Below are 9,172 nucleotides of genomic sequence, written 5' to 3'. Positions count from 1 at the left end.
CACATCGTCATTACCACCTATTAAAGTTATTTACTAGGCAGTATCGACAACTCCTCTAGTAAACAGACATCGGGCATTCACTACAGCGAGGAAGCTTATTTATTTAGATATCTTGAATTAAGTTATTTATCAATTTAGTTAGTTTATTTGATATATTATTTGAAAACTTGTTAAATATATTTAAAAACAACTTTTTCCTTACCATTTCTTCAATAAAGGCGCATACACAAAAAATTGCTATAGAATATAATAGTAAAAACACAGTATTTAATAAGAAATTTAATTTAATTGAGTAATTCCTTAGAAATTGATTGAAATATGTCGCAACGCTTGATGATGAATGGATTATATATACCGCCAAAACGCTATTACTAGCATAATATATAGTTCTACTTAATTTATTATTTTCAATATTCAAATCTTTAAAATATAAAAATAATGAGACTGAACCTATTACAACTAAGGGATTGTTATAATTATATAGGGTCCATGCAACTGTCCCTTTATCTAAAAATATAAAAAGCATTGCCAACAAGCCATTAAATCCACTTATAACGAAATATACTAGTAAAAATACATACTTATTTTTATTCCTGTTAAAATGATGCCTCAAATAGTAACCAATGATATAAAGGAAAAAAGCAAATATTAAAGAGTATCCATTATTCACCCCAATCGTCGGGTTCTCAATTATAAAACCATAAACACAAAAAATTAATCCCGCACTTATCAAAAAATGTGTGAGCATAACTTTATTGCAATTCTCGAGCATTTTATTGATCAGGGGTGAGAAAACACTTAAAATAATATAGACTAAAATAAACCAATATGAACTTATAGGGAAAATCACGCTTTTTATTAAGTCTATATTTATTTGTTCTTTACCTAATAAAACAAAACATAAACTAATAAGTATAAAGTAGAAATAGACCATTAGTGCGATATTGACAATTTTCTTCATACTAATTCTAATTGAATAATAACCTGATATAATAAAAAATATATTGACTGCCACAACTAGGAAAGCATTAATCCCCCCCCATAAAATATTTAGTTGGTCATAATTATTCATAGTTATACCCCTTAAACCAAAACCATTTAACAGCAAATGATGCATAATAATAAAGAGCATTAGAATAATCCTTAATAATTCAATATTCAAATCTTTTTTCATATTCTTTCTCCTTAATATATTTATGACTAAATGTGATGCATAAATGTTATGAATGTATCTTGTTTTATTTTCTATTTTATTAGGTTAAATGATCACAATATCAGAATCAATTACTTTCCAATTAGGAATTTAATTTTAGTTTTAGTTATAAACTCAGTTAACATATAAAGTAGCAAAATAGATGATATAAATATTAGAGTTCTAATGAACAAGAGTATTAAAACTGAATCAATTAAAACGAAACTAGAAAATTGCTGAAGTAAAAGAATTACAAGTTGGTTTAAACACAAATAGATAATTGAATTTTTACCAATGTATTTCAATATATTTACACTAATTTTCACTAATATAAAATTAGTTATTGTAGATAGCTTACTGATGTTCCAGTAAGCAAGGATACTTATTATTGCATTAATATAAAAAAGAGGAATAATCGAATATTCAGCTGTTCGCATATTCACATATCCATTAACAAAAATTAAAAGCCCACTTATTAAAAATAAAACTAAAGTTTTGAAAATTGTTATATTCAATTTTTTTATATACATATGATCTTCTGAATATTTTCTAACTAAATTACCCACATAAAAAATACCAATACCTGCCATTGCAACATCCCCAGCAAAAGGAAACCGTATATCTAAATATCTGGGAATTAAGCTGCCTGCTAAAGAAACTATAGAAATACCAATAGCGATCCATGCTCTTTTAACTAACACCTTAGTCAGAAAGAAGAATAAAATCTCAACCAAAAACAAACATGTTAAAAACCAAAGAGCACCTGCAATAGGCATTTCTCCAGACGTATTTATCCAAAATAGGTTCGATAAATATTTTAGTAAATCAAGCTTCTCATTTATTCCTATATAAAATAGCCATATTAGATAGTGAATTAATCCAAAATATAAATAGGGTACCAAGAGGTTTTTTGCTTTTCTTCGTATTAATTGCTTAATAGAGTTATACCTTTTTATGTTGAAGAAGTATCCTGATATAAAAAGGAACATTGGCATGTGGAAACCATGAATATACTTATCTACAGTCCAACCAAATCGCACATGACCTATTATCATATATATAATTCCTATACCACGAAATATATCAATATGGTCTAGCCTCGGTTTGTTAATCAAGGTGCTTTCTTCCATGTAATTGAAACCTCACTTCCGAAATAAAAACCAAAAAGATGTTAATTTAATTTTAATACTCTGTTTAGGATCAGTTTCGCTGAAGGATTCTTTGATTTCTTAATGTAGAGGAAGCTTAGTAATAGATATATAGCAATTCCAATGAGTAATTGTAGTATTAATGTATATATGGTTGGTTCCATTAACTTCCCGATAAATCTAACTGTAATAAACATAAATACACTAATTATTAAATACGGTACGCTATTCTTGATATAATCGGCAATATCTAATTGATTGCGTACAGCCCAAGTTTGATATAAGGCTACCGAAAATTCAGCAATAACCGTACCTATTGCAGCACCTCTAGCCCCGTAATCAGGAATCAACAATGCATTAATAATTATATTAATTATTGCACCTATAATAACTGAAACTACATAAACTTTATCTTTATAATTTGGTATTAAGTATTGTGTCCTTATTACATTTGCCCATGCTATGAAAACAACGGTAATAGATAAAAGTGTCATTAATACACCAGAGGGGATAAAATCAGTACCAAAAAATACTGGAGCAAAAATCGGGGCAATCCCAGCAATACCAAAGGCTATTGGTAATGATGACATACTAGTAAATAGCATAGACATAGAAATGTAGCCTTTGATTTTAGTGAAATCTCCCTTCGTAACCAAATTTGAGATTTTCGGTAACATAACTACACCAAGTGCTGTTATCAAGCCTGTTGGGACAATCATTATTTTCTGTGCGTTTTCAAAGAATCCATTCTCTTCCATTGTACTTAACGCACCAATCATGATTTTATCTAAAATTGTATATATACTTACAGCAATAACTGGTATAAATAGCACTAGTAAAGGCTTAATATGCTTTTTTATATCATGAAAGGTAACTTTTGAAATATCAATATACTTTTTTATAAAGAGCCATAATACTAATTGATTTACTAACATACTCAATGAAATTATAAGTGTATAAATCCAAAGGTCCTCTTTTGTTTTAATCATAACGAATATCAGAACAACTGATATTAACTTAATAACAATATTCCTGGTAACTGTTAGTTTAAATTGTTCTAGGCCAAAATATAACCAGTTAATATCAAATAATGCTGCCAGAATAAATAGAGACCATATTAAAGCTAATGTAACATTAGCTGCAAAAAATCCTAGATATACCATATAAACAATTATTATTATTATTGAGCTCGTAAACTGAATACAATATATGCTCCAAAAGGTCTTGCTGGTTTTGTCTCTATCCTCACGTATAGCTGCAATAGATCTATTACCATAATTATTTAAACCAAGCATAGCTAGCAAAACAAAATAATTTGCAATTGATTGAGTATATGAATATATCCCTAAATTTTCAACACCAATTATTCTTGATAAGTAAGGTGCAGTAATTATTGGTAAAATAATATTTAACATTTGATAACATACACTATATAAATAATTTTTCTTAACATTACTCATTTTTTGTTAATCCTTCTTAGTCTTAAATTTTATCTTGTTTTTTATAAAACATTATTATTATAAAAAATGCAAAAGTATAATAAACCAATATAAATGGGTACCTAATCATAGATGTTAACATACCTTGAATAATCAAAAGATAAAGTGCAATATTCCTTTTGGACATTTTCAACTTCATTTTTATATAAAAGTACTGACAAACAACTCCATAAATAATTGAATCAAAAACAACTCCAATATATCCATATTCAAAATAGAAATAAAAAAATGAAGGTACAAAGGCATTAAAAGACTTCCCAGTTCCAATGTCAACAGCAGTCTGCAGCTGAACACCTATGTCAAGGGTCATCTGATATACATCTGGAAAACTACCAGAAATCCACTTATAAATAAGCATTAACGGGCGAAGAAGTCCAGAAAAAAAGGTCATACCATATGTATACTGGTTTGAAAAATCAATGGTATCTAATCGATAGCTCATGTGTGGCATACTTCCACTAAAATAAGTGTATAACGAATATAAAATATCATATTCTCCATTAGTAGCCCTATTGCTTGTCATTAAAAACATAAATACTATCGCACATATTATGATGAGAATAATACTAGTTTTCGTCCCTTTACTGAGTTTAAGGTTCCGCTTTAGAATTAAAGCAGCAAAAAATAATTCAACTGCCACTATATAAATGGTGGCACGTCCCCCACTAACAATTGTCGCAAGAGAAATCCAAATAATCACTAAAGTTAAAGTGAAATTACCTATTTCCCTTTCCTTCCCAGAAATCAAATCAATAACGATTATAGCAATAATTGCATAAAGTAGTGGCAAATTCAAAAACATTTCAATGACAGCTGTTATATGACTAATACCTATTCCATCGAATTCAACTCCAAAGTAAACTAATCTTATATAATCAAGTGCATAACCTTGGAGTAATAATGGTAATATGTTGGCAAACCGGTAAGCACTAAATATTGTCATACTAAGAACTGCTACAAACAATAATTTTGTATTTATTCTATTGTGCTCTATTACAACATCGCTTATAGATGTTTTCAATCTACCAAATACTATCTTGTAGAAGCCAATGCCACAAATGTATCCCAAAATTCCAAGAATAATAACAAAATATGCTTTATCACTTGTTTTATTCATTCCATAAAACTGAAAGGAAGCCAATAATGAAATAAACCCAATAAAACCACAGAATAAAAATAATGGATTATATATATTATGTTCCTTAAAATAGCCATATAACATTGCACATAATACTAATGCAAAAATAATTAATATCATATAAACTCCTCAAGTAGTAATGAATTCTATTATTTCTCGCATGGCTACTGGAAAATCAAAGCGCTGTTTTGCATAATCTCTAATATTAACACTTATAACTTTCGGGTCTTTTTCTTTGTAAATAGCATTGTAAAAATTTATTATATCATAAATATCTACTTCCTTATCCTCTGCTGGAACACGTAAATAATATGAATATTCAGTATCTCCATCCAAATCCGTGCTTACGCCCGATACTATAGGAAGACCTTTTGCACAATATTCTTTCCCCTTTAATGAACTGTTATAATAAACTCCTGATCTATGGCGTCCCATACTATCAAGTCCAATATCGCTTATGTCATACACTTCATCTAAAGCTCGTCCCGACAACTTTCCATACATATACACATAGTCTGAAAGATTAAAAGTGCTAATCATCTCTCTATATTTTTCTGCTTCTTCACCTTCACCTACAATATGAAATCGAACAATAGGGTCATGGTTTTTTTTGTTTGTATAATATGTATTTAATCCTTTTATAACTCTATCATATCCATGCCAATAGTATAAACTTGAACAAGCTATTAAATTAATTACATTTTTATTTTTAATTTCAGTGAAGTTTCTAGGGCTTATTTCACTTAAGTCTATTGCGTTCGAAGCTTGAATAGTTTCAACATCAAAAATTACCTCATCATTCGAATATGTTATTATTCGATCAACATAGTGATGCAATTTTCTACGCCAAATTTTATCCTTAATAATAAGTGGCAATATATTTAAATGTTTTCCTTCATTATCATATGGATATGTAGGTATTTCTAATAGGATTTTTGTGTGACTTGAGTAGTTCTTAAACTTCTTTAAGAACCTGATTAAATCCCCATCCATAAACCAAGCCTTCCTAATATAAATAAAGCTATACTCAGAGGCTTTAGAATAATCAAATTTCCATGAATTCAAAAAGTAAAATGGAAGTCTTCTCATTATTCTTCTCAGGGAATGTTTCCTTCCACTATATGGATTCCAAAAATCTATACTAAACTTCTTATTTTCGAAGGATTCTATTTGCTTTCTAATCTTTTTCACGATTCCATTAGTCTCTTCACTGATAGGTATAGTATTATTTGGTTCAAATTCAAATGCAATATACAAACCCTTAACACTCTTACTTTTAACATCCATATAATTGCTCCTTAATTTATATGCTTTTTCTTTAGCATTCTTAGAGTTTTCGAAAAATACAGCGAAATATTTCTTCGGTAATCTTTTTCAGTAAAACAAAAGAATAGATATTTAAAAGTTCTAATTGCATATAAAGGAAGAACTTTCACTGTAGTGCTTTTTAGATATTTTTTCGAATAGTATAATTCACTCTCTACAAAACAGGAATACGAAAATGCCTTCATGTTCTTAGTACTTTGACCATGTGCATGAATAACCTCACTGTTAGTACAGTAGACGGTTTCATAACCTGCCATCTCCATATTATATCCAATGATATTCTCTTCTTCATATAAAAATGTACTATCATCAAATGGTGTTATTTCTGTCGCACATTCTTTACTCATCATAAAACAGCAACCAGACACAGCATAAACCTTAAAAGGTTTTGATAAATCTTTATCTAAGGCGTTAAAATCTCTAATAAAATTACTGACTAAAAATCTAAGTGGTGTTTTATTTAATAAGTACATATATTTTTCGTTCATACCCATCTTTATTCCACAATTGATTAATTGAATTGACCCATTAGGTAAATAAACTTTGGGACCAACAATACCTACATTTATATTCTGGTTCAGATATTGTTTTAGGTTTGAGATACTATCTTTCATAAATACCACATCATTATTCACAATTAGTATTTCCTCGCATTGGTCATTCAAAGCGTTGGTAACGCCAATATTATTCCCCCCAGAATATCCCTTATTGATTGGAGAGGGCAAATATGTAATTTGAATAGGGTTTAACATTTTGCTTATTTTATCTGGCATTGGGATATTCGAGGCATTGTCAACCAAATATATATGCCACTTTAATTCAGATTGACTATTAAAAATACTTAATAAACACTTATGAGTTTCGTCCCAGCTATTAAAATTCAAAATAACTATACCTATCATATCTAAACTCCTACATCTTCAATTATATGTTTCCATTTATCAGCAATACTTTGATTTGAAAATTCACCTGTTGTTGATCTTTCAAATGAGTTCATTGACATCACTTCAAGAGTTTTTCTGCTGCTATATAAATAGGTGATTTTCTCATATAAAAAATCAATAATATTCATATCTATATATTTTGAGTTAAACGTTTTGTTAGGGTGAGTTTTAATGTAATGATCTATCATATTTTCATTATTCCAATATTTATATTTTGGTTGTGTTAAGAAACCATTTGAACCATCAGTGACCATTTCTTTAATTGCGTATATATCAGTACCAACAATGGTACATCCATTCTTCATCGCTTCTAGAGTAACAAGCGAAAAACTATCCATTCTAGTAGGGTTTAATAGTATATTTGCCTTTTGATAAAATTCATATAACTCTTTTTTTGAGAATTTAAAATCATAAATATCAATGCTACTGTTATTATTAATAATAGCTCTTTGTTCAAGTGTTAAACTATCTATTTTCGTTATTATATTTAAATGAATTTTATTATATCCATTTTTTTTAAGTTTGTTAAAGGCTTCGAGAATATCATCTCCACCTTTAAGTTCGAAATTTGAAGAAATGTATAAACACTCCAGAATACACTCATTGCTTTTTCTCGAAATATATTCTTTATTAACATTAATATTTTCTTCGACCAACGGATATACCTGATACAAGTTAAGGCTAGTTGGAAGATCATAATAATTCTTCATCGTTGAATAACAAGCTATTGATAAACAAACAATCCCCTTCAAATTTGAATCGTTAAAGTATCTACTTAATCGAATTTTACTAATGTAAGTTCTCATTCTTGTATCACTATAGTGAACCAATGCAGTTGGATTTTCTAACCCAATAAAGTAAGGTTTATCGGACTTTAAAAATCTATTGTAACTAAAATTAGCATCCTCATCACTCTCAAGAGCATTACTTCTAAAAAATAGACCTAAAGTGTCAAACACTTTAAAATTTATAATTTTGTGCAATAAGAACCTTGTTTTACTTGGTACTTCAAATAGTCCACTAGATTTATAATGAAACTTGATAGTTTCGAACTTATACTCAAATAAATTAATCCAAAATCCTCGAGTTTTCGTTATCACTTTAATGTTATACATAATAAACCTCGCTTAACTATATTTGTTACACATTTAATTTAATGTTCCTGTATTTTTTAATTGATCCAAATATATGTCTCATCATAAAATAAGCAGAACCAATAGGATTAATGCCAATAAATCGAAATACCATATAGGTCATTTTTATAGTTTTAATCTTGTTACCTGATTTAGAATTACGAGATATTCTATAAACAAGAAGAGATTCATTGATACCGAAAGCACATACACCTGTTTTTAACACTCTTAACCAAACGGCGTAGTCTTCATGCATATCATCTTTCTCCATTTTAATTTCATTGAAAAACCTTTTCTTTATAAGAACTGATGAACAGGATATTACATTATGTGTTCTTAACTCCTTATAACTTACCTTTTTTGGAACTTCAAATATTCCTAGATAGTTGTCACCCTTTTCATTTATAAACGAGGATCCAGTAAACACAAATTCAGCATTTGATTCTTCAACTAAACCTATTTGTTTCTCTAATTTGAATCTATCCCACATATCATCACTATCTAAAAAGGCGATCCATTCACTACTGGCAAGTGAAATCCCTCTATTTCTAGAAGCTGATACCCCTTGATTACTTTTATTTTCATGTAAATGAATACGGCTATCTTTACTAGCCAAATCTTCAACTATTTTAACTGTATTGTCCATTGAGGAATCGTCTATTACTATAAGTTCCCAACATTGATAAGACTGAGAGATAACTGAAATTATTGCTTCTTCTATGTATTTCCCAGAATTATAAGCTGGCATTATAATACTGATTAAAGAATTTTTTTCAATTACACCACTCATGG

8 protein-coding genes are annotated in these 9,172 nt (G+C 28.8%); all 8 read right to left on the bottom strand.

What is annotated here, in order from left to right; all coding sequences use genetic code 11:
- Positions 1-103 precede the first annotated feature (103 nt).
- Positions 104-1,174: an acyltransferase gene (locus J2T20_RS22635; protein ID WP_307591794.1), complete on the bottom strand. Its 1,071-nt coding sequence runs from the start codon at positions 1,172-1,174 to the stop codon at positions 104-106.
- Between the two features lie 110 nt (positions 1,175-1,284).
- Positions 1,285-2,322, bottom strand: coding sequence for an acyltransferase family protein (locus tag J2T20_RS22630; protein ID WP_307591792.1), 1,038 nt, complete (start codon positions 2,320-2,322; stop codon positions 1,285-1,287).
- 41 nt (positions 2,323-2,363) lie between these two features.
- Entirely contained in the window at positions 2,364-3,800 is a 1,437-nt protein-coding gene (locus tag J2T20_RS22625; protein ID WP_307591791.1) for an oligosaccharide flippase family protein, read from the bottom strand.
- A gap of 22 nt (positions 3,801-3,822) precedes the next feature.
- A complete protein-coding gene (locus tag J2T20_RS22620) occupies positions 3,823-5,097 on the bottom strand; it encodes an O-antigen polymerase (RefSeq protein WP_307591790.1) in 1,275 nt (424 codons plus the stop codon).
- A 9-nt stretch (positions 5,098-5,106) separates the two neighbouring features.
- Positions 5,107-6,264, bottom strand: a complete 1,158-nt coding sequence (locus tag J2T20_RS22615) for a glycosyltransferase (protein ID WP_307591789.1) — start codon at positions 6,262-6,264, stop codon at positions 5,107-5,109.
- Positions 6,265-6,275: 11 nt separating this feature from the next.
- Positions 6,276-7,205 (bottom strand): glycosyltransferase, encoded by a 930-nt coding sequence (locus J2T20_RS22610; protein ID WP_307591788.1) that lies wholly within the window; start codon positions 7,203-7,205, stop codon positions 6,276-6,278.
- Between the two features lie 2 nt (positions 7,206-7,207).
- A complete protein-coding gene (locus J2T20_RS22605; protein ID WP_307591786.1) occupies positions 7,208-8,362 on the bottom strand; it encodes a glycosyltransferase family 4 protein in 1,155 nt (384 codons plus the stop codon).
- Positions 8,363-8,387: 25 nt separating this feature from the next.
- Complete coding sequence (locus J2T20_RS22600; protein ID WP_307591784.1) at positions 8,388-9,170, bottom strand: glycosyltransferase family 2 protein; 783 nt, start codon at positions 9,168-9,170, stop codon at positions 8,388-8,390.
- Positions 9,171-9,172: the final 2 nt, after the last annotated feature.

Source organism: Paenibacillus wynnii (assembly GCF_030812855.1).
Taxonomy (GTDB): Bacteria; Bacillota; Bacilli; order Paenibacillales; family Paenibacillaceae; genus Paenibacillus_AQ; species Paenibacillus_AQ wynnii_A.
Note: the sequence above shows the minus strand (reverse complement) of the source record. Positions and strands in the feature narration are given on the sequence as shown.